This window comes from Zhongshania sp. R06B22, from assembly GCF_040892595.1.
Taxonomy (GTDB): domain Bacteria; phylum Pseudomonadota; class Gammaproteobacteria; order Pseudomonadales; family Spongiibacteraceae; genus Spongiibacter; species Spongiibacter arctica.
On record NZ_JBFRYB010000001.1, the window covers coordinates 143,358 to 167,986 of the forward strand.

At 49.3% G+C, this 24,629-nt stretch carries 19 protein-coding genes; 11 read left to right on the forward strand and 8 right to left on the reverse strand.

The genetic code is table 11. The annotated features are described in order from the left end of the window. Positions 1-94: 94 nt before the first annotated feature. Together AB4875_RS00580 and AB4875_RS00585 are read right to left on the reverse strand one after the other, a co-directional pair. Positions 95-535 (reverse strand): styrene oxide isomerase, encoded by a 441-nt coding sequence (locus AB4875_RS00580; protein WP_368374084.1) that lies wholly within the window; start codon positions 533-535, stop codon positions 95-97. Between the two features lie 22 nt (positions 536-557). Beyond that, on the reverse strand, positions 558-1,466 hold the full coding sequence (locus tag AB4875_RS00585; RefSeq protein WP_368374085.1) for a metal-dependent hydrolase: 909 nt from the start codon (positions 1,464-1,466) through the stop codon (positions 558-560). Between the two features lie 727 nt (positions 1,467-2,193). On the opposite strand from AB4875_RS00585, the gene AB4875_RS00590 reads away from it, so the two are divergent. Next, positions 2,194-4,584, forward strand: coding sequence for a TonB-dependent receptor (locus AB4875_RS00590; RefSeq protein ID WP_368374086.1), 2,391 nt, complete (start codon positions 2,194-2,196; stop codon positions 4,582-4,584). 112 nt (positions 4,585-4,696) lie between these two features. Here AB4875_RS00590 and AB4875_RS00595 read toward each other — a convergent pair whose 3' ends face one another. Next, positions 4,697-6,895 carry an alpha/beta hydrolase gene (locus AB4875_RS00595; RefSeq protein WP_368374087.1) on the reverse strand — a complete coding sequence of 733 codons (2,199 nt, stop codon included), beginning with the start codon at positions 6,893-6,895 and terminating at the stop codon, positions 4,697-4,699. Positions 6,896-7,836: 941 nt separating this feature from the next. On the opposite strand from AB4875_RS00595, the gene AB4875_RS00600 reads away from it, so the two are divergent. After that, a complete protein-coding gene (locus AB4875_RS00600) occupies positions 7,837-9,255 on the forward strand; it encodes an SDR family NAD(P)-dependent oxidoreductase (RefSeq protein WP_368374088.1) in 1,419 nt (472 codons plus the stop codon). Positions 9,256-9,484: 229 nt separating this feature from the next. On the opposite strand, the gene bamJ is transcribed toward AB4875_RS00600, so the two are convergent. Beyond that, positions 9,485-10,192, reverse strand: coding sequence for a BamJ family beta-barrel-assembly machinery protein (bamJ, locus tag AB4875_RS00605; protein ID WP_368374089.1), 708 nt, complete (start codon positions 10,190-10,192; stop codon positions 9,485-9,487). Between the two features lie 197 nt (positions 10,193-10,389). On the opposite strand from bamJ, the gene AB4875_RS00610 reads away from it, so the two are divergent. Beyond that, entirely contained in the window at positions 10,390-11,163 is a 774-nt protein-coding gene (locus tag AB4875_RS00610) for a hypothetical protein (protein ID WP_368374090.1), read from the forward strand. Here AB4875_RS00610 and AB4875_RS00615 read toward each other — a convergent pair. Continuing rightward, positions 11,160-11,666, reverse strand: a complete 507-nt coding sequence (locus AB4875_RS00615; protein ID WP_368374091.1) for a TIGR02444 family protein — start codon at positions 11,664-11,666, stop codon at positions 11,160-11,162. The two genes, AB4875_RS00610 and AB4875_RS00615, sit on opposite strands and share 4 nt — an antisense overlap. A 33-nt stretch (positions 11,667-11,699) precedes the next feature. On the opposite strand from AB4875_RS00615, the gene AB4875_RS00620 reads away from it, so the two are divergent. Further along, entirely contained in the window at positions 11,700-13,592 is a 1,893-nt protein-coding gene (locus tag AB4875_RS00620; RefSeq protein WP_368374092.1) for an ATP-binding cassette domain-containing protein, read from the forward strand. 47 nt (positions 13,593-13,639) lie between these two features. Here AB4875_RS00620 and AB4875_RS00625 read toward each other — a convergent pair whose 3' ends face one another. Further along, positions 13,640-14,299: a glutathione S-transferase family protein gene (locus AB4875_RS00625; protein WP_368374093.1), complete on the reverse strand. Its 660-nt coding sequence runs from the start codon at positions 14,297-14,299 to the stop codon at positions 13,640-13,642. 199 nt (positions 14,300-14,498) lie between these two features. Between AB4875_RS00625 and AB4875_RS00630 the strand changes: the two genes are divergently transcribed. From AB4875_RS00630 to AB4875_RS00650, 5 genes are all read left to right on the forward strand, one after another. Continuing rightward, positions 14,499-15,116 carry a class I SAM-dependent methyltransferase gene (locus AB4875_RS00630; protein WP_368374094.1) on the forward strand — a complete coding sequence of 206 codons (618 nt, stop codon included), beginning with the start codon at positions 14,499-14,501 and terminating at the stop codon, positions 15,114-15,116. Positions 15,117-16,664: 1,548 nt separating this feature from the next. Beyond that, positions 16,665-17,246, forward strand: a complete 582-nt coding sequence (locus AB4875_RS00635) for a hypothetical protein (protein WP_368374095.1) — start codon at positions 16,665-16,667, stop codon at positions 17,244-17,246. An 18-nt stretch (positions 17,247-17,264) separates the two neighbouring features. Further along, positions 17,265-17,846: a hypothetical protein gene (locus tag AB4875_RS00640; protein ID WP_368374096.1), complete on the forward strand. Its 582-nt coding sequence runs from the start codon at positions 17,265-17,267 to the stop codon at positions 17,844-17,846. A gap of 21 nt (positions 17,847-17,867) precedes the next feature. Next, positions 17,868-18,446 carry a hypothetical protein gene (locus tag AB4875_RS00645; RefSeq protein ID WP_368374097.1) on the forward strand — a complete coding sequence of 193 codons (579 nt, stop codon included), beginning with the start codon at positions 17,868-17,870 and terminating at the stop codon, positions 18,444-18,446. 8 nt (positions 18,447-18,454) lie between these two features. After that, entirely contained in the window at positions 18,455-20,809 is a 2,355-nt protein-coding gene (locus AB4875_RS00650; protein ID WP_368374098.1) for a hypothetical protein, read from the forward strand. Between the two features lie 14 nt (positions 20,810-20,823). Here AB4875_RS00650 and AB4875_RS00655 read toward each other — a convergent pair whose 3' ends face one another. Then, positions 20,824-21,480, reverse strand: a complete 657-nt coding sequence (locus tag AB4875_RS00655) for a 2OG-Fe(II) oxygenase (RefSeq protein WP_368374099.1) — start codon at positions 21,478-21,480, stop codon at positions 20,824-20,826. Between the two features lie 94 nt (positions 21,481-21,574). Continuing rightward, positions 21,575-22,462, reverse strand: coding sequence for a hypothetical protein (locus AB4875_RS00660; protein ID WP_368374100.1), 888 nt, complete (start codon positions 22,460-22,462; stop codon positions 21,575-21,577). Positions 22,463-22,564: 102 nt separating this feature from the next. On the opposite strand from AB4875_RS00660, the gene argA reads away from it, so the two are divergent. Together argA and AB4875_RS00670 are read left to right on the forward strand one after the other, a co-directional pair. Then, positions 22,565-23,875 (forward strand): amino-acid N-acetyltransferase, encoded by a 1,311-nt coding sequence (gene argA / locus AB4875_RS00665; protein WP_368374101.1) that lies wholly within the window; start codon positions 22,565-22,567, stop codon positions 23,873-23,875. Between the two features lie 16 nt (positions 23,876-23,891). Continuing rightward, the gene (locus tag AB4875_RS00670; protein ID WP_368374102.1) at positions 23,892-24,629 is read left to right on the forward strand and encodes a 16S rRNA (uracil(1498)-N(3))-methyltransferase; all 738 of its coding nucleotides are present in this window, start codon (positions 23,892-23,894) and stop codon (positions 24,627-24,629) included.

The following is a 24,629-nucleotide window of genomic DNA, read 5'->3' on the forward strand; positions in this document are numbered from 1 at the left end:
TAAATTCGATGTATTGCCGATAAGTTTCAATAAGTATATTCATGATGACGTTGCGCAACGCTAAGGAAGCTCGCAACGCCAATCAAAACTTATATTAATCAGACGCCCGCAGGGAGCGATACGCTATTACTAGCAAGATATACATAACCATAAGAATGCCGACGTAAAACAGGAAAAAAGCAATATTATTAGTTAGTGGACCACCATATGCGAGTCCCCGGCTATCTGTAAATAGGGCGTCCATTGATGAGGCAATAGTGAACATCCAGCCAACCGAGATCATGGCGACGCTCATTCTACGGATAGTTTTTATAGTGAATGGCAGCAAGGGCAGTAGCAAGGCAAAAATCCAATGAATTACCCCACCTAAAACTCCTTCTAAATGCGTCATTCTCCACGCTTTTACGGAACCCGGCATCTGATATTCAATAGTCGGGAACGGCCACAAGCGAATTTCACCCAGCAGATAAAATAGAAATCCAAACCCGGCAACCCCAGCAAAGAAGATTAGCAAGGCACCACTTGCGATTAACATTCTTTGAGTACCTATTAATTCCTTAGACGACTGCATGGTTTACCTCTGTTTTTATAAATTTCATTTTTGGCACTGGCATGGCGGGAGTGCTGGTATCGACAAGCGGTGCTTCGGCAAGGGTCATTTCTGATGGATAGCTTCTCAGCCACTCTTTAACCCACTCGGAATCTTTTTCGGAACGCGGCGTATGCCCCGGCATCATGGATCTAGCGATGTAGGGAAGAACGTATTTTAAGAAACTTGCCACATATTTATAAAAGTTTAGCCGTGAGCGCCAGTTATACCAAAGACCGTCCTTTTTTAGCATAAGCGCTGCAGCTTTTATTCCCGGCCAGAAGACACCCCATGTCCCATGCAAAACACCAAAGGCTCTAGTGAAATAACCTCCGCACGCAGCTTGATAAGCGTCGTAAGCACAGTTTTTATGTTCAGTTTCCTCAACCATATGCCACAGCCAAAAAGACGCCACTCGACTGTCTGCATTGAGAAAGTTTTTTGACCGCTCTTCTATAATAAAGCGCGTCGCCCCTAGGGTCATCGATTCGAAGCCAGCGCTATATGCCATTCTATGCGCAAGCGATTTCTTACTCAGTCGCGCATAGTATTTTTCCATCCCTTTTTCAATTTCAGCTAATTCCGGATAGCCATTATTTTTTAGCATATCGTTGAAGCGCTGATGAACTTGATAATGCTGACCTTCTTGGGCAATAAACGCAAAGCCATCAGCGAGCACCGCAGGGTCGTCTACCCGTTTCAGGCCTTCACGCATTGTACGAATAAGATAGGGCTCTAAATATGGCATGGTTAGCGATAAACCATTCCACATATGTGCAAATTCTGGCCTATCTGGCGTCCAGTGTGGGTGTATATCATCGGGGAATTCAAAAGGAACTCGACGAGTGACAATGTTAGATTTTATTTTTTTATTCATAACGATACCTCTTATTATGCCCTAGCTCTCAAACTCATCGGATAGCAACAGGCACAACAGATAGTAATCAACTTTTATCTAGATCACCCCAACCGAAAGGATAGATTTTTCCGGGGACCGACTTTGAAACAAGATCACATTTTGATAGCGTAAGATCCGCTAAAGTAAAATTACTTTCGGCCATTGGCTTCTAAGTCTTATTAAGTATTGGCCCTTGCGTTGAGCCTTGTCATGACCGCTGCCGGAAATTTTGTCTTCAAGGGCCATAGTGTTTGTTTCGTACCGTAATTATTGGCCAGATAAATCCCAATCAACGCTCCCGCTTTTGCCTCCCCCTATACCTCTAGTAATATCACCAACATTTTTAAGTAATATCCAGCCAGCTTGCAGTAACAGCCGTACCTTATTTTTACCGAGTTCCGGCAATCTCCGCTCACCCGAACTGAAGCGGTGAATACGCCTCAATCACCCAAGGAATTGATTCCGCGTGAGGATTACTACTCTACGGTGAGTGGCAAATAAGGCGATGCCGCAGGTATCGTCCAGTGAGACCCACCTCACAGCAACTGTCCTCATACGCCACTCATACTGTCGCCTTAGATCACAATTGCGCGCCAGCGAACATGCAAATGCCACTTCTTAGTGCTACATTCAATGCTTGTAAAAGCTATAGCTCTATAACCATTGAGATTAGCAAGTTCACAATAAAAATGATGGAAGGTATACGATGCCCCAACGGAACACTGCAAAAGCACATTTTCTCAGCAAGGCCATCAGGTATTTCAGCACGACAGCACTTGTCGCGACTGGTGCCGGCCTACTTAGCAGTCCGCTCTATGCGGCGCCACGTATTATTGAAGAAGTCATTGTAACCGCCAACAAGAAGGCCGAAAGCGCGCAGGATGTGCCGTTGTCGATCTCTGTCATCGGAGCCGATTTCATCCAGGAATCAGGCTTATCGGATGTCGGTGAGATTACCCGCTACATTCCCAACGTGAGCTTTGATTCGTCACTTGCGCTGTATACCAGTATCACCATTCGCGGTTTTGGCACCCCACCACTGGGCGTTGGGTTTGAGCCGTCTATTGGCCTTGTTATCGATGATGTTCCCTATGGTCGATCTACCTTTGCGCAAGATGCGGTATTTGATATCGACCGCCTAGAAGTACTGCGAGGCCCACAGGGAACGCTATTTGGCAAAAACACGTTGGGCGGCGTACTTAATTTCCACACTATGGACCCAACCTCAGAGCCAGAGGGGTACATCAAGTACGGTCACGGTGAGAATATTGAAAGCAACAATATAGAAGGGGCAATCTCTGGCCCACTGTTAGGCGAGAACTTTTTAGCTCGATTGGCATTTCGCTACAACGATGCCGACACGCTTGAGTACAACAGCACCCGGGATGAACAACAAACTCAGGAAGATAAGGCTCTCCGCCTTAAATTAAGCTGGTTTTTAAGCGACACGCTTACTGCAAATTTCACCGGGCTCTATGCAGAATCACTGACCAAGGGTTATACCCAGTCGCTCTTTATTGCCAGCGATCGCAGCCTGCGGGTATTCCGAGAATTTGATCCGCAAACCGAGGCCGATGCCTACAACCAAAACACCTCGACCGATGCGCCAACACGTTCAGACCGCGAAGTAAAAGCCGCATCTTTAGCCTTAATTTGGCGCCCCGATGACATGATGGGCATTATCGCCCCCGAACTCACCACCATCGCCTCGTGGTCTGAAGTTATTACGCCCTACTCACTAGATGTTGACTATTCGCCAGTGCCACTGGTGGCATTTAACGAACCACCAGAAGGTAACCCCTATTCAGCAACGGCGATAGAAGTGCGTTTGGCCGGCGGCCTTGATGCCCCCTTCGACTGGGGCGAAGGTATGGATTTCGTGTTTGGGGTGTTCGCACAAGAATCAACTAATGATGTTTTCCAAGATATTGATGTCAGCCTGAATGGCCTTATTGCCTTCGCCCGGGCTGGCGCTATTGTGCAAAATATTCAATTGCCCTTTGACCCATTACTTATTGATCTGCCAATCTCGCTACCCGATTTAATTCCGGGCTTTATTGATCGTGAACGCTATATTTCTGCGACCGAATCAACAACCCAATCCTTTGCAGTTTTCTCGCAATTTAACTGGATATTAACTGACCGCCTGACGGCAACCGCAGGGATTCGCTATGGCGAAGATGAGTCAGAAGGTTCATCTTATTCTGAAGTGGCCGCAGGTCTCAGTATCTCTGGAGGCTCACTCAATCAACGTGATTTTGACGCGCCCAATCTAAGTATTAAAGAAAGTAATGTGTCGCCCAAGGTGGCCTTTAATTACGAAATACTGCCTGACATTAATGTATATGTGAATGCGGCAAAGGGCTTTAAAGCCGGCGGTTTCGACCCCGCGCCACTCAACGACGACAACCTTACTTATAAAGGAGAGGAAACCCTCACTTATGAAGCCGGTGTGAAGTCTCGCCTACTCGGCGGTTCTCTAACCTTGAATATGGCCGTATTCGACAGCGACGTAAAGAATCTGCAAATTCGTACATTCTCCGGTGTCACCCTGACCACATTTAACGCACCTGAGTCGTCTAGCCGCGGCGCCGAAATGGACTTCTTTTGGCTACCGCCCATTGACGGTGTTAGCTTGGCAGGTAGCCTTGCCTACCTAGATGCGAAATACGACAGCTTCACCGAAGGCCCACCGCTTTTCACCTCTGAGCAAAATGAGACGCAAGATCTAAGCGGCAGGCCGCTCCCTTATGCACCGCGCTGGTCTGGCTCACTGTCACCACGCTGGGAATTCCCGATATTTGGAAGTGCAGACATTTTAGGCAGTGTTCGCATGAATATTTCCTACAGCGGTCAGCGCTATCTTGACTCAGATATAGACCCAAACACCCTGCAAGAGGCGATCACCCGCATCGACGCCGGCTTGGGACTGCGCTCCGAAATGAACGGCTGGTCAGTGAACTTCCAGGCCCGCAATCTAAGCCAAGAACAGGATGCGGTTCTAATCCTCGATCAGCCTCTTATTCCAGGCAACTACACGAAAACGCCTCATCCAGATCAAACAACCTACCAGCTTGATTTTAGAGTCGGTTTTTAAAGACAAAAAAACGGGGCTTTCGCCCCGTTTTTTTATACCTTAACAAATACTAATACCGCTGGCTTTAGCAAGGTCGGCTCTAGCAAGGCGGGTTCCAGTAAGGCAGCCTTATTTAATAAGGCACTTTCTGAAACAACACATCGGTGATTTGAATCGTTCCCGCCAGACGCTGATCGAAGGCGACATTAATATTAGTCAGCTTGCTTAAGTCTAATTCAGAATCAAACAAAGCTTGAGCATCCAGCCTGAATGGCACCATATTGATTACCGTCTTCGCGCCGGTGTCCCGCGCAGCTACTGTCAGCCCCGGTGGAAAATACAGTGCATCGGTAAAGTCACTAGCCAATAAGCTGACTGACACCCCATTTATATCCGTCAAGGTCAACGTGAAGTCCTGCCCAAAGGCATTTTCGGGCGTCACACTAACCCCCACGCGCAGGGTTAAGAAATCTTTATCACTGACATCGAGCCCCTCAGTAGGCAGCGCATAATTAATACTTGCAAACCTACCTACATAACCACCAAAAATCTGTGGCGCCTTAGAAATTGTTGCGACTGACGGGCAACGGTCAGGATTCATACCCAGCAGGTCCTCAAGACTGCCGCCGTTGGGCGCACACCAACCTGTAAAGATAAATCCATCAAGACTATTGGCAAGACCAAACTCGTTCTCGGTCAACGACTTATCAGTAAGGGTGGTATCGACAACCGTGAGGTTTTCCTTAGACTGATGAAACGACATATGTAGGCGTTCATCGCAGGTGTCTACGCCCTCGGGACACGCACTGCTAGGCGCGCGCTCATAGCCGCTCCAATAACCGGCGAACTGCGACTCGGCTCCAACAAACAAGCGCAGAAAGCTCGCAATTAGAAATTCACCGTGACGTTTTTGGTCTGTACGAGAATAGCGGCCAGTGACCGGCGACGCCTCAGTACAATAAGGGTCAAAGCCATTGAGCGTAGCGTCATCATTAAACCAAAAATCATTGTAGTAATTATGATTTGCCCCCATCGAGGTCACCATAAATTGCGGCTGAGATACATCATTGGCGTTGTAGCGAACGTTGTCGTACATATACACCCCATGCAGGGTAGATACATCGCCATCGCAATACGGTGACAAAGTCACCCACGCGGTATTCAAGGGCAATTCAGAATCAAAATCGGTCGGCGCCAAAGAGAACACCGCTTTGATTTCATGGGGCAAATCAAAGTTGCTACTACTGCGGAAGCGCGCATCCTGATTATAGGTAATCGCTTTAGCAACACCGTTACCGCCCCGGGAATGGCCCATCAAACCGATGCTTGAAAAATCCATAAAGCCATATAATGAGCTGAAATCATTGCCATTCGCGTCTACAGCAAAGGTAGACGCTGGGTTTTCCGCAATATCTCGAAAGATATCGAGATGGTGCAGAATCACCTCAGCGCGCGCGGTAATACCTTGATCATTTGAGCCCGAGTCCAGCGCATTAATGTCATTTACATCAATGGAGATAACTACATAGCCATTTGAAGCCATGGTCTCTGCAATATAGTCGTAGCCTTTATCCGACCGTATTGGCACCAAGCCATTGGCTTCGCAATCCGTACCGGAGGACTCATCGCCGTTGGCATCGCCTGTCGTCGAGCAAGTGGAATGACGGCCATGCTGAAATAGAATTATTGGGAATCCCGCCATCGGCGCCGGGGTATCTGCGCTAACTAGCGGATAGTGAATCACACCAAGTACATCGATCAGGTCGTCAAAGGTGCTTACTCGCTCGCCGCTACTTCCATCCACATTTTTTGTGGCTGGAATGGCCGCGTATTTGAAATCAATTGCACCGGAAACGGCATACGGGCCCTCTGCGTCTGCATCGGCCGCGGTTGCATCGAAGCGCTCTGGCGCTCCTTTGGGTTCCTCTCCAGTATCTCCACCGGTATCTCCGCCGGTATCTCCACCGGTATCTCCGCCGGTATCTCCACCGGTATCTCCACCAGTATCTCCACCGGTATCTCCACCGGTATCTCCACCGGTATCTCCACCGGTATCTCCACCGGTATCTCCACCGGTATCTCCACCGGTATCTCCGCGGGTATCTCCACCGGTATCTCCACCGCTATCTCCGCCGGTATCTCCGCCGGTATCTCCGCCGGTATCTCCACCGGTATCTCCACCGGTATCTCCGCCGGTATCTCCACCTGTGTCACTATTCTGACTGGGCCCAGTGCGCTCCACTGAATTACCACCACAAGCAGAAATCACGCTTAGTAAACCGGCGATCAGTAATATCCTGAAAATAAATCTCACATTCACACTAAATCGCATAGAAAATCCCTACCTTGTAAAACGAATTGTGATGCCAAACGAGAACACGACTTGGCCGTACACTAAATATCAAGGGAGGGAATTGCAGACTTGATGCCAACTACACAAAAGCATCAATATGTTACCTTATGTCACAACATTGTGTGACTCAATCGACCTATGTTGTTCACGCAGGAGCACGAAAATGGTGCGCAAACATAATAACGACCCAAATGTGTTCGGCAACCACATCGCATAAAAACACTTCACTATGTCGTATTATTGCAAATTCAAAGACTGACCCTGTCATCTTTTTACTCACTATAGACAATGTAAGCGCAGGATTTCGCTAACAAACAGTCCCAAGCGGGAGGCAATCGCCGCCTTAAAAACTGCACTGAGTTTCAGTTGACGCGAATCGTCACACAAAATGCACCGCAATAGAGTGCCTCTCATCTTGTTATTTCTAAGCGCAGCTCGCCCTTATACAGTCTTGCTATATCAAAACCAAACTCGCAAAAACATCGTAAACTGAGCCATAGTGGATCGCTGCAACAGCTACCAGCGCTTCTCTATCATCATTGAAGCACTTAATAGAGGGAACGATTATGTTAAATAGCAAGGATGACGCTACTTTGAAAAACACCCTTAACACCCATCTAGCGATACTGGTCAGCGTGATGGTGATACTGAGTCTTTTTATTATAGATATCAGCTAGTTACCAATCCGCACCGGCGCAATTATTAGACGTAGGCATTATCCCGAAGCCGCGCCGTTTAACATTCTCAGCGAAACCTTGGAGCCACATTCCTCAGGGCCGAGCGAGGCAGTTCGCGGCCACACACCACTGATCTGGAAATCATATGAGTTCGTAAGTAGCAGGTAACGCAAAGGCAATAGTGCCCCAGCGAACAACCGCACAGTCCATTTCGACGCTAAACTAATCAGAGACATTATCCCGATGAAGTACACTCTCCACGAGAAGATTATTATTAACCGCCCCATCGAGGAGTGTTTTTCCTACCTAAAAGACTTTTCAACCATCGAGCAGTGGGATCCCGGTGTGTATCGTTCGAGCAAGTTGACCCCGGGTAGCCCTCAGGTCGGCGCAGAATATGAAGTTATACTCAAATTACCAGCCAACAAGCTGTCGGCGATGCGCTACACCCAAGTAGCGATCGACGAGCCCAATCAGCTAATTTTACAAGGCCAAGGCGACAACTTCACGGCGTTCGACACCCTTAGCTTCAGCGCAATAGACGATGCCAAAACCTGTATAGACTATCGCGCCGAGCTCGACTTGGAATGGCTACAGCCGCCATTCGCGTGGATGTTCAAACCACTGCTAAACCGTCTTGGTAAAAAAGCGGTAAGCGGCTTAGAGCAGGCGCTTACTAACCCCAGCTCTCCCGCAGACCGCCGGCTTAAAAACGATCTCTGCGACAAACTTATTGTGCCCGCAACCCTTTCTTTTGGTAAACGCGGCTATCTTTCGATGCCCCGTAAATCACACAGTAATAGAATGGATGGCAAAGTTGTTGCCATTACCGGACCGACCGCCGGCATAGGCTTAGACGCTGCCTGCGAGCTTGCACGCTTAGGTGCCACCCTGATTTTAATCGGCAGAGACACTTCAAAACTCCAGAAGGCCGCCAAGCAAATTGAAGATTTCAGTGGCTGCGATCCACATGCGCTGCGCGTGATTGAAGCTGACATAAGCTCACTGCAGGCGACAGCTGCTGGTGCTCGTAAAATAGTAGAAACTCAGCCCCGCATTGATGTATTAATAAACAATGCCGGTGCCTTGTTTTCATCAAGAGAAGACACTGAGGAAGGCTTTGAACGCGCTCTCGCGGTAAACTTTCTCGCCCCCGTTCTGCTAAGTAAATTACTTCAGGGTCACCTAAACGACGCCAGCCGCATTATTAATGTGGTATCTGGGGGCTTGTATTTTCAAGGCCTTAAGCTAAATGACATGCAGTTTCTAAAAGAAGCTTACGATGGCAGCAAAGCCTATGCTCGCGCCAAACGCGCCCTAGTGTATATGAGCCAAGAAAGCACTGCCAAAACGAATTACTACACCATGCATCCCGGCTGGGCGGCCACACCCGGAGTCGCTAAATCCTTGCCCGCCTTCGACAGAAAGTTAAAAAACTTTATGCGAGATGGCCGCATGGGTGCCGACACAATGATTTGGCTGGCTACAGCACCTGAGCTTAAGGACTACCAAGAACCTCAGCTATGGTTTGATCGCCACCCCCATGCCTACGACGTATTGCCTAACACCAAAGCTAGCGCCAGCGAAAGACAGCAGCTTGAACGCTGGACACAGCAAACCTTATCTCCCTTTGAGGCTAGCGTCACCAGTGAGTCTATATAACGGGGGGCACCTATGGTGGGGCAAATCGCCCGTGCGCTTCGTCTCACGCGTTATGAGAAATGTCTTACACGCACACTAGCTAATCGCGACTTCACAACAGCGCAGAAAAAACTAAAATAAAGTAAGTTAAGGATGGCTATGGTGCAACAGGGATGTGCTGCACCGCTGATCAACAAGATATAAAAAAGGCCCCGATGGGGCCTTTTTTTTGCTTCGCGAAGTGACGAATTTACTTCTCGTCGTCGCCCGCAATACTAATTAACTCAACATCAAAGATTAACGCTGAGTTAGGGCCGATCATTTCGCCCGCACCACCTGGGCCATATGCTAAAGCGGGTGGAATAAACAATTTCCACTTAGAGCCTACTGGCATCATTTGCAGGGCTTCAGTCCACCCAGCGATAACACCACCAACTGGGAAGCTTACCGTTTCGCCGCGCTGATAAGAGCTATCGAAGACGTTACCGTCTAACAATGTGCCGTGATAATGGACTTCTACAGTGTCGTCCGCAGTAGGTATTGCTCCATCACCCTTCACCAACACCTGATACTGCAAGCCAGTTTCAGTGGTTTTCACGCCTTCCTCAGTACTATTTTTAGCAAAAAACGCGTCGGCTGCTTTTTGGTTCACTGCGCCCGCCTGTTGAGATTCTTCCTGGCGAACCGCCAACTGCTTCTGCTGATAAGCTTGCAGCGTGCTCATAATATCTTCTTCACTCATCTGCAACTCACCACCGGCGAGAGCATCGCGCACACCCGCGCTGAACGCGGCAACATCTAAAGGAAGATCATCGCCAAACCGAGCGCCGATATTAGCGCCAATACCGTAGCTAACCTTAGAGATTTCGGTATCAAGATCTGCTTTAGACGCAGTATCACCGCCGCAAGCTGTTAGCAGGCCACTCATTACCACCGCACAAACCAGTGTCTTATTCATGTAACTACCTTATTTATTGATAAAAAATACTGCCGCGAATTCGACATGCATACTCAGACCATAGTCTGCCACAAGCGTTCCTAGAGACACAGTGCCACAGGATATAAATCCATTATTGATTGGGGAGATAGATTCTCGGCGGCAAGTTTGTATAATGAAGATTGATGGTTTTTTGAACATTCCTAGGGTTGAATCTCATGTTTGGTAATAAAAACAAAAGTAAAACCGCCAAAACACCACTTGCTGAGCTGCAAAACCTGCAATCGGAGCTGCACTCACTTAGGGAAAAACACATTGCGGCGCTTGATCAAGAGCTGTTACTCCTTGAAAAAGAAGAAGTTTCTCAAAAATCGAGAATAGATAAAACTCGCGACCAGCTGGCTCAGGCAAAACTGCGATTGAAAGAGCAAAAAGACGCCAAGCCCAGCATCCAAGCTCGCACCCAAGCAAGTATCGACACTCACCAAGCGCATTTTGATAATCATCAGGCCGAATTAGCCCAGCTGCGCAGTAGGATATTCGAGAAAAAACTGGAAAGCCGCAAAGAAAAGGCAGTTCTAAAAGCGATTGTCGATGCGGAAACCGCGCTAGCAAGACCAGAAAAAACCCGACCTGCGGCTAAACAGGCAGCCGCTACCCCCGCTGCCAAAAAAACCATACCGAAGGCCGCCGCGGCAAAAACAAAAACGCCAAGTTCCGCCTCACCCCAGCCGAGCCCAAAGGAATCGGCAGCGCAAGCGCCAAAGGATGATGACAAACCAATTGCAAACAGCGCGACAACTGCCGCCAAAGACAAGTCCCCGACTCCCACCGCCGTCAAAACAACGCCAAGTGCGGTAACTGCGTCACCACCGAAAGCCGTCGAGAAAGAATATAAAGCTCCCCGGCGACGAGTGCGACGCATGAGCGACATCCCCAGCCACCCAGACAAGCCGGGCGATCGACTTGCCAGCCTTTTCGATGACTTTTAACGAATTTCGGCAAACTTAAGGGCTAAGTCTCGACATACAGACAGGAGCTGACCTTGACTTACATCCGCGTGCACCGCAGCGTAGGCCAATAGATTTTCTAAGTAGCTGTCGTCATCGTCACTTACAGCTGTTAGCCCTGCGATCCCGTTCGCCAACAACGCCACCTCCGCGCGCTCAGCTTCAATCTCTGCCGTTTTTAGCGCCCCATAAAGCTCGCCACTTCCCTCAGCCTGACGGCGCAATGCCCTCAGGGGAATGACGTAAGTCTCCCGAATAGGGGCCACCAAAGTAATCAGCTCCTGACAAAAAGGTGAGCTCCAAAGCATGTTTTGCTGACCGCAGAACCCTGCCGCTAACAACATATTTACATCCATTTGGTAATGGTCCTGCAAATACAAGCAATGCCGTTGTATTATGGGCTCCGAATACGCCGCTAGGGCAAACTCCCACATTTTACTTAGCGTCTTAGGTGGTTTCCCGCCGGCACTATATTTTCCATTCATTACTCGGTACTCACGCTATAATCGCGCCCCATCATGATTGAATTCCAGAACCTCAGTTTACAACGCGGCGGCAAAGCATTGCTCGAATCAGCTGACCTGCGCGTAAATCCCGGCGAACATATCGCCCTTGTCGGCGCCAACGGCACCGGAAAATCTAGCTTGTTCCAGCTTATGTGCGGCAAGCTAGTACAAGATAGCGGCGACCTGAGCTTCCCCGCTCAGTGGCAAATAGCCCAGATGCGGCAGGAGGTCGATGCCAGTGATCGCCGCGCTATCGACTACGTTATTGACGGCCATCATCGCTTTCGCGACATTGAAGCGCAAATAGCCAGCTGTCAGGATGATCATCGTCTCGCCGAATTACATGGCGAATTAGACCTCATCAATGCCTATCAAATACACAGCGATGCCGAGCGCTTGCTCACCGGCCTAGGTTTTAAACTTGAAGAATTAGAGCGCTCCGTCAACGACTTCTCCGGCGGCTGGCGAATTCGTCTAAATTTAGCACAAGCGCTCATGTGCCCCTCGGATCTGATGCTATTAGATGAGCCGACAAATCACCTCGACCTCGATGCCAGCCTTTGGCTGGAGCAGTGGTTAAGCCGCTATGAAGGCACTTTATTTTTAATTTCCCACGACCGCGACTTTATCGATGCCTGCTGCGACCACGTCGTGCATTTAGACCGCCAATCCCTAATGCGATATCGCGGCAACTATACGGCATTTGAAAAGCAACGCGGCGAGCGCCTCGCCCAACAGCAGCAAGCATTTGAACGCCAGCAAGTCGTTCGCGCTCACATGGAAGACTTTGTACGACGCTTCCGCGCCAAGGCCACCAAGGCCAAACAAGCGCAAAGTCGATTAAAGGCGCTGGAGCGGATGGCCGACATCGCCCCCGCGCATATCGATTCACCATTTAATTTTCGCTTCTATGAACCCAAGCAGTTTTCAGACCCGCTGCTGTCTTTATCTCAAGCCACGCTGGGTTATAACAGCCCCATCCTCAACAAGCTCAATATCAGCATTCACCCTGGCACTAGACTTGGGCTGCTGGGCGCAAATGGCGCGGGCAAATCGACATTGATGAAGACCCTCGCTGGTACTTTGCAACCCCTAAGCGGTGAGCGTCAGCAAGGCGAACATTTGCACATGGGTTATTTCCATCAGCATCAGCTGGAATCTTTGGATTTAAGCGCCAGCCCAATAACGCAACTACAAAGACTCCGTCCAGATGCTCGCGAGCAGGAAATCCGCAATTTTATCGGTGGTTTTAATTTTCATGGCAAGCACGCCGAGCAAAGCTGCGAGAATTTTTCAGGCGGCGAAAAAGCCCGCCTCGCCCTAGCCATCATCGTGTGGCAGCGCCCGAATGTATTACTGCTCGATGAACCGACCAACCACCTAGACCTTGAAATGTGTCACGCGCTAACCAGCGCCCTGCAAAATTTTGAAGGCGCGATGATATTGGTCAGCCATGATCGCCACTTGCTGCGAAATACCGTTGACGAGTTTCTACTCGTCGATAGCGGTCAAGCCCAGCCCTTCGATGGCAGCCTTGAAGACTATCGACACTGGTTGCTAAACCGCGATAAAAGCGCGCCGAGCGGAAATGAAACGGCAGCAAGTAGCAGCGTACCTCTGGTCGACAAAAAGCAAGCTCGCCAACAAGCCGCAGCACGCCGTGCGCAACTCGCACCACTGACCTCAAAGCTCAAAAAGTTAGAACAGAGCATGCAAAAGTTTGCCGAGCAATTGACGCGCATAGAAAACCAGCTCGCCGATACCGGCCTTTATGAAGAGAGCAATAAAGAAAAACTCAAGAAACTACTTGCCGAACAAGCAAGCTTACGCGAACAGAATGACGACACCGAAGAGCAGTGGTTGGCAATTCAAGAAGAGCTAGACGCGCTGGAAACTGAGTCTTAAAAAAGTGGATCAAGGCGGCAAATGACTGCCGCCTGATAAACGAATACTTAGGCTTTAGCCTTTACGGCTTCTAAAAATGCCCCCATCCCTTCTTGCATGGCCGAATCTAGTTGTTTCGAAATATCCGCCGACGCCATCATCTCATCCCATGCACGCAGACCAGGCACTTCTGCCAATACATCCCACTGATAAACTGCCCCTGTGGCCAACTTACAGGTGAGCATGCAATAACGTAGCACAACATCTGCCATGGTCATCGCATCACCAAACATATAGGGCGAAGGCTTAGCGAGCTGTGCCAAAGCCTGACAACCCTTGGTAATGGTTTCGCGCACTTCGGCTTTAATATCGTCACTTACCTTCTTACCGGCGAGCACTTCAGGGAATAAGCGACGCGCAGGCAGTTCAAAATACAGCTCCGCCATTTTCATCAGCTCACTAACCTTTGCCCGCTGCCATTCATCTGCGGGTAACAGTGGTTTAGCCGGATAAGCGGCATCAATATAATTTAAAATAACACTAGTCTCGGCCAAGCAGCCGTGTTCGGTCTCTATGCAAGGCACCTTACCCATCGGGCTTTTATGGTTATAAGCGGGGTCCATACCGGGAAAGGTCAACACTTCCTCGAACTCTATACCCTTGTATAGCAGCACGTGCTTGACCATATTGAAATAATTGCTAACTGCAAAGCCGTATACTTTGAGCATAATTGCCCTTCCTATTTACTGTTATTGTGATGTATCTAGCAGTATAACCAGCATTGAATTGCTGGCACCAGCGCCAAGATCAATCAACTGTATCTAATAATAAAACACACCACCCGGCAAAGCTGACAATTTCGTAAGTTGCCGTGAAGGCCTAATTTGGCTACTGTTCGCGCTCAGATTTTTGCCGCACGAGAAAGTTATGGAAATTGCGCTTCCCCCTCACATAAACGACGTTAAAGGCTTTTTAGCCGACGATGAAGCAAAGGCCCTGTATGAACAGGCCCTTTCTGTGGCAGAGCGCGGACCAGTTTTAGAGGTTGGCAGCTATTGCGGCAAATCGACCATTTATCTAGGCCTAGCCTGCCAGCAAAAAAACAGCGTGGTTTATGCGGTAGATCACCACGTTGGCTCAGAGGAACACCAACTGGGCGAAATGTTTCACGACCCTGATCTCTACGACGCAGGCGAAGGACGCTTCGACACCTTCAAAGAATTTCGACGCAATATCCGCCTAGCCGGATTAGACGACACCGTTGTGCCCATTGTTGCGACATCAGAAGTCAGCGCGCGGCACTGGCACACACCACTCGCCATGGTCTTTATCGACGGCGGTCACAGCCTCGATGCCGCACTGTGCGACTACCGCTGCTGGGCAGGTAAAATCATCACCGGTGGCGTGCTCGCCATTCACGATTTATTCCCCGCCCCAGAAGAAGGCGGCCAAGCCCCCTATGCCATTTATAAAATGGCGCTAGCTTCTGGCTTATTTGAACCCATCGCGCGGGTGAATACTTTGGGTTTGTTACGGCGGATTTAGGCTAAGCCACAACTCTATAATGTCCCGGCATACCGCCGAAGATTTGGATTCTTTAGTATCTCGTCATACCCGACCCCGATCAGGTATCCATATGAGCGCAGCGAACGCCTTTGGCTCTAACAAAGCACGCAGCGGTTCAACGTCCGCGGTCTATGGATCCTCAATCGAGTTGAGGATGACAGAATAAAGTGGGGCGCAAGCAAAGACCTCCGTCATACCCGACCCCGATCGGGTATCCATGTGAGCTGATTGATTGCCTTTGGTTCTAGCGGAGCACGTCGCGGCGCAAAGTCTCCGGTCTATGGATCCTCAATCGAGTTAAAGATGACAGAATAAAGTGGATCGCAAGCAAGGACCTCCGTCATACCCGACCCCGATCGGGTATCCATGTGAGCGCAGCGAATGCCGTTGTTTCGATATCTGATCATCGGAATGTTTTTTGCGCCGACTGCTAGCCTCGATTTCGCCCAGCTGGGCGACTCAATTTATTTTTGCTTGGCCCAAAAATAAAGCAAGCAAAGAAAAAGAACACCCTGCATCACCGTCGATGGCTAAAGACGCCATTGATGTAGCTCGGGGCATCCTGCCACTCGGCCTAAAGGCCGCCCCTACGGGCGTTCAAAACAGCTATTCTGCTGTTCTGTCTTGCGCGCTTCACAAGTAACGGCGCGGCCAACGTGCCCCGGAAAAAACTCGCCTTCGGCTCAAACAGTTTCCCGCTTAAGCCGTTACTTGCTGCAGTGCTCAGCGGCGCTGAAGGGAGATGGCGTAAGCTGAGAGTTTCTTATCAAAAACAACCAGTAATCAGATGCCAGATTGCAGGACGATTTTAAGTCACACTTTCGAACTCACCGAGCATCGCAGAAATTCAATGGGATGCTTTTAGCGAGGACTGTCTGAGCCGAAGGCGAGTTCCGCAGCGATCCCATTGGATTTTTGCGAGGTGAGGGTACCCGAAGGGAGAGTAATAGCGGGCGAATTTCTTGCTTACTTCTTTTTCCACAAAAAGACAATTCGCTTTTTAATTGATCGCCGCTTTTTGGCGACTCGTCGGATGAGGCACCTAGTGCCAAATAACTATGTCACCCAGCGAGAGCCAAAAAAAATACATCGAAAATCCGCAATTGCGATAGCCACTACAGCACTTATTCGATCAGCTTGAAGTCAATTAGCACCTTGGATATATTGACCACAAGTCGATAGAACTGAGCGCTTTAGGCAAAGTTTATTCAGTAGTTCCCAATACACAGCAGCGCGCATCACTTATTATTGCTACTAATAAAAAAGACCAACTAATATGTTTTATGCATAGCTTTCACGCTTTTCCCTTAATTCATAAGCTATGCTACCATTAAGCTGTCTAACAAAAAAAACAAGGTTCGAAATCACTACCCAAAACCTAATTTACCACAGCTCCTTTCAACGAAATCGATATATCAGATTTCCTAGCTAAGTATAGCAGTGTATTAACAAAGAGACGTGCAGCGAGTCTGGACCAAGCCAACTCCGAACTATCTCTTTTAAACCCTCAAGAAAGGCATATTAATTGTGCATGAAATCCGCATGATATCTATCGCATTATTAATCACAATGACACTGCTTGGCTGTACTTCTCAAACCATGAGCACCCAAGTTCAGTTCCAAGATGTGGGCAGCATTCCTCCACCGCGCAATGGCCCAGTGTATGTTGGCTTAAAAGGCCAAGCTACTGAGTTAACAGATGCGATCAATTCCAGCGCACACTTAACTACGCTCCCCCCTAGCGCTAACTCAACGCCAGTATTCTACATTAACGCTGAACAGCAATTTTATGCACGCAGTGAAGATGACTTCATATGGATTCCTGCCTTCCTTGCGATGATTATCCCAGCATCTGGAGTGCAAAGTATCGAGTGGCAGATTGACTTACAATCTAGTTCGGATAAATATCCTTCGCGAAGCACATACCTTTTCAAAAGAAGGTGGTATCTATCTTTTTTCCCCCACGTCTACCTCTTTGGGAAATACGCAAAATTTGGCGAGAGCTCTCAGATCACACCAGATGCTATAGTTAAAAGTGAGAAAGCTCATGTCGTTAGTAATATTATTTACGAAGCAAATAGGAAAGGCTTTCTAAATATAAACAAATAACAAACTGGAGTGGACTCAGTGTTCGGAGCGATAAAAAGATTAACCGTATTATGCTGCGCCATAGCACTTTTTGGCTGTGTTTCGCAAAACATGAGCTCCCAAGTTAAGTTTCAAGATGTTGGTAGTATTCCACCGCCTCGCAATGGTCCTGTTTACGTTGGTTTGATAGGTCAAGCAAAACAACTAGAAACCTCCGTAAACTCCAGCACTCATTTAACAACAATCCCCCCTCACGCGAATGCGGCCCCAGTATTCTATATCGATGCTACACAGCGCACGTACGAACGCCGACAGGATGCTTTTGTATGGATTCCAGTATTTGTCGCTACGATTATTCCAATTTCTGGAATTACAAATCAGGAATGGGAGATCGCCATAAAATCTGAACAGGAACGCTATCCGTCGCGCTACACGTACACGTTCAAAAGAAAATGGTATCTGTCCTTTTTCCCACATGTCTACCTCTTTGGAAAATACGCTAACTTTGGAGAAACTTCTCAAGTAGCGCCTCCCGCAATAGAGGAAAGCGAAAAAGCTCATGTCGTTAGCAATATTATTTATGAAGCGAATCTAAGGGGTTTGTTAAACACAAATAAATAGCGAGAGGCGGGGTTAGATTCAATGTTCAGCTCTATCAGAAAATCAACAACAATAGGATTCGCCTTGATGCTTTCCGGCTGTGCAGCTCAGAATATGAGCACGCAAGTTACATTTCACGATGTCAGAGATATTCCAGCACCTCGTAATGGAGCTATTTATGTTGACCTCCGTGGCGATGCAAAAAAATTGGCGCCACTTATAAATTCCAGTGGCCATTTAACCACCTTAGCTCCCAATGCCAACGCCGAGCCAGTCTTCTATATCGACGCTACGCAGTCAAACAGAAACCTGCGGCACGAGTCCAATGTGCTCGTGCCAGCATTATTGCTCACTATTGTTCCTGCATCCGGCGTAGATCGTATCGATTGGGATATTAAAATTGCGGCTGAGGGTGCACGAAACCCATTGAGGTACTCCTATTCATTTCGACGCAAGGGCTATATATCACTTCTGCCACACGTCTACCTCTTCGCTCGCCCGCTCTGGGTAACCAATGTCAAAAAAGGCGGCGAGACTATAGTACAAAGCGAAATGGCACACGTCGTCAGTAATATTATTTATGAAGCAAGTCGGAAAGGACTTCTCAACCAGAATAAATAGGCTACTCAATGTTAAAATTAAAAATATCCCTAGCTCTCGTCGCCACTATTTTAATAAGCGGCTGTGCTTTGAAGTCCTACGAAACTCAACTTGCAGCACCAAATAGTAGTGGCAGCGCCTCTAAAAATAACGCTGCCAATGAGATCATTTACGGAAACGGCGATAAATACACAGGGGACATTGTAGCAGGCCGTCCCCATGGCAACGGCAGCCTAAACTTTGCCAATGGTGATCGCTATCAAGGGTCCTTCGCGAACGGGGCAATGTCGGGACAAGGTATACTTACTTACAAAGACGGCACTGTTTTAAGCGGTGTATTCATTGACGACGCACCGTCTACAGAGCACGCCTTTAAACTTGCAGGGAATCGCTCCTTTAAGGGAGAGTTCAAGAACCGTCAACCTTACAAAGGTGAACTTACCGTCAGTAATGGCAATCGCTATACCGGCGAGTTCAACAACGGCCAGCTTAGCGGCCACGGCCAATTAATATTCAAGAATGGTGAAAGTTATAGCGGCCGCTTTGCCGATGGCGTACCCGATGGGATTGGTGTGTCAACGCGCGGTAATTCAGATTTTGTACAAGGCTGGAAAAATAGCGAGCTGATTTACGAGGGGCCAGGGCCGCTGACAGTCGCGAACGCAAAAGACGCAGCAATATGCCAGCCACTTAAAAACATTCCATTTAAAGACTATATCCTTGTCAATGGCAACTGCGACAGCGGCACATTACAGGGGCCTGCGATTGTTGCCAAGCAAGGCAGTTCCGCCTACGTAGAGGGCGATTTCAAAGATGGCATTCTGACCTCCGGTCTTCTGGCCCGAGCAGACGCCGGCACTATTTACGAAGGCAGCTGGAATCAGCAAGCTGCATACCATGGTCTTGGTGCGGCGTACGCAAACAACGAGATCGTATATCAAGGACAATTTGTCAACGGTGTCTCGCACGGCAAGGGCTACTGCCTTCACAACATGGTTTTAGAACCCTGTGAAACTAAAAATGGTGCGCGCTCAGATGAGCTTCACCTTATGCGTCTTGAGCAAAAACGAATTCAGGCTTGGGAAAACAGCTGCAACAATGCACAAAGGAACTTAGATTCCTACGCGCAAAAAATGGTTGATGAGCTAAATAATTTTTGCAGCGAAGCGTACGCAAATATCGACGATACTGTCGACTGGGTGTTTAAGTTTGAAGACACTATGTATTACTCCACAATGGACGGCGGCTCTAAATGGATAGAAGCAAAGGTCGATGAGGCCCGCGATTGTAAGCGTGCGGTCATTAACAATATACGCTCATATGACCGCTCTATGGCCAATGCCGAAGCCACCCTCAAGCAACAACAGTGCCCAGGCCGCACGCAAATAAGCCACTATCAAAATCTGCGCCGCAGTGTTGTCGACGATGCAGAACGTCAAGCATCGAGATACGCTTCCAGTGAGAGAGAATACATTCAATTAGAGCGTAAAACCCGCGGGAAAGTGCTCAGGCGTATACGCCAAGAGAGTGCCCAAGTGTGGACTGATGCCATTAGTCAGTTTCAAAATGAGATGCAACAATTCTCACGTGAAATGTCGCAGATAAGCTCCGAAACCGCCCGTTTAACAAATCAAGCCTATAAAACATCCAATGCCCGCAAGCAGGAACAGCAGAGAATTCAACAGCAGGCCTACCAAGCAACGGTTCAACAGTTTAAAACCGGCTATGCCGCCAATCAGAAGCGCAAGCTAAACACCATAAATGCCCAGGTAGCCGCCAAGACAAAAATGATCGATGATCGTATCGCCGCAGAAAAGGCGAGTTGCATACAGCGTGGGCATAGCTGGAACGATGGCGGAAACAACTGCCTGCAGCAACATAACATCAAGGTACAAGGTTGGGGCAATACGGAGTGGCAGGCAGGCTCTGCAGAGACCGGTATTTACCAAAAACCTCGCGGCACACAGGTGGCGGAAGGTGGCTCAGCTGCCGGCTCGCGTACTGACGCCACTGCTAAAAGCACTGTTAGCGGCGGCAGGTCGCGTGATCCCAGTTCGTCCAACTCTAATAGCAAGCCTGACTGTAATGGGCAAGAAATGGAGAACTGTACTCGACTAATCCCGGTATTTGTTCAGGACTATGAGAACCCCCAAGCTTGGCAAACCGAAGACGCGGCTTGCAAATATGCCACGGCAGCCGCAATCCGTGTCGCCGAAAAACAGTGTCGAAGCGAGTTTGGCGGCAGAAAAGCTTACAGCAGTGAAAGTAGCCTGCCAGTAAATGCAAGCTGCACCTCATGCCGAGACATAAAGTCCGGCTGGAGCAAAGACATTCTAGAATACAAATGCATGAGTAGCGTCAATATGCAGTGTAAATTGCCCTGAAACAATCAGTCCCACTACTGCGGCGGGTCAATATGCGGCCCGAGCGTGGCGTTAACCCGAAACCAGCCAGCAATGCTGTAACGCAGACGGCTGGCGGTGGTGACTTCGTGGGGAAAGCGGTCACTTAGAAAAACTACCAAGGTGCCCATTAAGGGCGAGATTTTTGCGATGGGCTCAATACCTTCTTCGTACATGAGGAGATGGCCGCCATCCGCCAATGACCAATTCGGATTTAAATAGCAGACCGTAGAAAGCACGCGGTTAGTGCGGCCCTTAAAAGCATCTACATGCTTTTTATAAAAAGCGCCTGGCGCATAGCGGGCAAAATGGGCCTCGTAATCGAATAGCCCCATGAACAAGCGTCGATTCAATCCCGTGCGGAGTTTTTCCATCCACGCCAAATAGCTCGCCTCAACCTCATCAGTTGGTGCCAGCCAGCGGATTTCGTCATTGCGTACAAAGGGGTTTAATTGAAATTCGCCAGCGCGACCAACACCAGCCGGTCGAAATACCTCGTCTTCAAAACTGGCAATGCGCGTAAACAGAGTGTCGCTCATGACGGCGGGTAAGGCAGCGGGCAACACAACGTAGCCATTTTCAGTTAAGGCATCGGCGATACGGTCAAAAAGTTGCTCGGTATCCAGCGCAGATAACAGTACTTCAGCTTCCACTGTGGAGCCCCTGAGAAAACTGCATATTTACCCTTAACCGCGGCGCTGTCACCAATTAGTTTTAGTTAAGAGCGACATTTTGTAGCAGAGGGTATTAGCGGAGGTGCCGCAGGGTCATCACCAAATCCGGAATAAACTGCAAATAGCTGCCGTACTGCCATAACTGCGCCGATACCGTCGGCCGCATTTCGCGTTCAACCTTATCTATTAAATTATGTAGACGACGACGCCCCTGCACGCGATTTACCCCAACTTCAATAAGGGGAGCAAGTAGCGGTGTCGCCAAAAACATCACCGCAAACCCAGCGATTGCACCACTAACCGCTACCCACGCAGGCACACCAAACCATCCCGCCCACAGGGCCGCCCACGCGCTTTGCTGACTGAGATACACCGTGCTTGCCGCCGACATACCAATCATCGACGCGCTGCCAAAGGCAATTTTGTCGCTCACACTCCGGCCCAGCAAGCCCACACCCAAGAACATTAATACATCGCGACTGCTGTCATGATGTAAGCCCATTTGCGCCACCGCCGCTTGCAAGCGTTTTGCGGCGACGTCACTGTCGTAGGGTGCTAAAACCTCACGCAATTTTTCGATATCACCTTGCTGATAATCCGGATGAGCACGCAGCTGCTCGAACAAAAGCGTCTGTAAGGCGGGCAGGTCTAGAACCTGCTCCGCCAAAATATCTGCTATCGCCTGTTCCTTACCCGTTAACGATCTATGTACTGACTGGCCTTGCCGCCCAAGGCCGCGCAACAAGCGCCATAGTGCTCGGGGAATATTCATTAAATCTGCGGGCACATCGCCTTTATTCCGCCAGTGCCTGGCCGCAACCGCAGAGAGGGAGTGGAAGTAACGAGACTGTACATCGTCTACCCGCGCGTGGGCGGCAGCGAAATGCGCAGCGATCGCCTCGCGTAGCGCCGCCTGCCATTGCGCCTCGGCATCGCTGATTTCGACTTCTTGCTTATCCACACTCACAAATCCCTACTCCGCAGAATGCGCGCAAAAATGGCTTGTAAGCCTATGACATTACACACAAAATGAGGGCTCAAACTCATAACACACACTGCTGCCATGTCAGAACATACCGATTACGTAAAATGGTTTCGCAACTCTGCACCGTATATTAACGCTCACCGCGGCAAAACATTTGTCATTATGTTTGGCGGCGAGGCTGTTGCGCATCCTAATTTTGCCAACATTGTGCATGATATTGCACTTCTCAACAGCCTCGGCGTAAAACTTGTACTGATTCACGGTGCACGCCCGCAGATAGAAGACCGGGTACGCGACGCCGGCATCGAAAGCCGTTACCACAACGATTTGCGTATCACCGACGATGTCGAATTGCGCTGTGTCACCGATGCAGCGGGTTCGCTGCGCGCGCACATTGAAGCGCTGCTATCGATGGGAGTCGCAAACTCACCCATGCATGGCGCGGCAATACGGGTGTGCTCTGGCAATTACGTTACCGCCAGGCCCATTGGCATCGTGGACGGAGTCGACTTACATCACACCGGTATCGTCAGAAAAATTGACGCCCACGCAGTTCAGCAACAGCTGAATAATCAACATATTGTTATGCTATCGCCACTGGGTTACTCCCCGACCGGGGAAATTTTTAATCTCACCGCTGAAGATGTCGCTGTGCACACTGCGGCGGCATTAAAAGCCGACAAGCTCATTTTATTTACCGCCGACGCCGGCCTGCTCGATAGCGAGCAGCAATTAATACGGCAGTGTGAATACCGCGATGTTGATCGCGAAATAGCGCAGCAACTAACACTGCGTAGCGATAGTATTGTGCAAGCCGTTGTTGACGCCGGTGACCTTGGTATCAATCGCTGCCACATGATTTCCTTCCAACAGGACGGCGCGCTACTGCAAGAGCTGTTTAGCCGCGATGGCTCCGGCACGCTTATCACCCAAGAACATTACGAACAGTTTATGACCGCCCGCATCGATGATGTTGGCGGCCTGCTCGCTATTATTGAACCGCTAGAAACTAAGGGCGTCTTACTAAAACGCTCGCGGGAACTATTAGAAAATGAAATTGACCATTTTAAAATTCTGGTCCGCGACGGCATGGTCATCGCCTGCGCAGCGCTATACCCCTACCCAGAACAAGGCAGCGGTGAAATTGCCTGCGTGGCCACCCACCCAGACTACCGAGGTGCCGATCGTGCCGAACGGCTATTGGAATTGCTGGAGAAAGAAGCTCGCAAGAAAGGCTTAAATTCGGTCTTTGTACTCACCACACAAACCGCACACTGGTTCCAAGAACAGGGCTATGTGGAATGCCAGATCGACGATCTACCGCCGACTAAAAAGCAGCTTTATAATTTCCAGCGTAACTCCAAAGCTTTTATAAAGAACTTAATTTAGGTCAGACACTAGCATTATGCGTGTACCGCGAATTTATGTAGAACAAGACCTAGCAACCGGCCAAGCGCTAAGCCTAGACGAACGCGCAGCCCACTATGTTGCTCAGGTACTGCGGATGCGTGCCGGCCGTGAACTCATTCTGTTTAATGGTGACGGCTCAGCGTATCCGGCAGTCATTACTGAAGCGAGTAAGAAATTAGTTAGCTGCCAACTTGGCGAAGACCTCCTTGCGTCATCGCCACCCTCGCCCCTCAAAATTGAGCTTGCCGTGGGTATCTCCAAAGGCGATCGCTTCGACTGGGTTATTCAGAAGGCCACCGAGCTTGGCGTCAGCAAAATTACCCCGCTCTTTACCGAGCGTTGCGACGTGAAACTAAGCGGTGAACGGCAAGATAAAAAGCAGCGGCACTGGCAGCAAATTATGGTCAGCGCCTGCGAACAAAGTGGCCGCAACGATTTAGTCGACATCCAAAACGCCTGTCGCTTGCAAGAATGGTATGCCACCGTAAACAGCCAAGTTAAATTGGTTTTATGTCCCAGCTTAAATGAAGAGATTGCCGTCGATGGCCCTGTAAATCACATCACCTTGCTGGTCGGACCAGAGGGTGGGCTCAGTGATGACGAGATCGCTTATAGCATTAAGCAGGGGTTTTCCGCCCTGCAGTTAGGGCCAAGAGTGTTGCGCACAGAGACAGCGCCCGTCGCCGCCATTAGTATTGTTCAACATCGCTGGGGAGATATGGCGTGGTATTAA